Below are 562 nucleotides of genomic sequence, written 5' to 3'. Positions count from 1 at the left end.
GGCGTCGTAAGAGTAAAATTCGTGTGAGGTAATTATTTCGCCGGGTACGGACGCGGCGGGGTCCTCATTTCCAAGGACGGCGCACTCTATTTCTCTGCCGGGGATAAATTCTTCTATGATGATTTTTGTGTCGTATAAAAAAGCGTCTTTTAACGCGACGGCTAATTCAGTCTCATCGTGAACCTTGCTGATTCCGACAGAGGAGCCCATGTTAGCGGGTTTGATAAAAAACGGAGCGCCTAATTCGTTTTTTATTTCAGAAAAAGACGGTATTTTTTCATGGCTTTTAAGCGTGATAAATTTTCCAATGGGGATTCCCGCATCACGCAAAAGCCGCTTCATAACATCTTTGTCCATGCCAACCGCAGAGCCAAGCACTCCGGGACCGACATAGGGAATGTCAGCTAATTTTAGAAAACCTTGTACAGTACCGTCTTCGCCAAAAGGACCGTGCAAAATAGGGAATACTACGTCAATGTTAAAATTGCCCGCGCCTTCCGCGGAAAACATTCCGTTGATTTCAGGGCGCAGAGAGACATCTTTGCCGTTTGGATTGATTTTT

Annotated in this window: 1 protein-coding gene; it reads right to left on the bottom strand. The window is 45.6% G+C overall.

Translation table 11 applies throughout. The features are described 5' to 3' along the window. A partial coding sequence (locus tag ACYVRA_RS08360; RefSeq protein ID WP_461252267.1) for a D-alanine--D-alanine ligase occupies window positions 1-562 on the bottom strand: 562 nt, incomplete at both ends.

The organism is Treponema sp. R8-4-B8, assembly GCF_054786175.1.
Note: the sequence above shows the minus strand (reverse complement) of the source record. Positions and strands in the feature narration are given on the sequence as shown.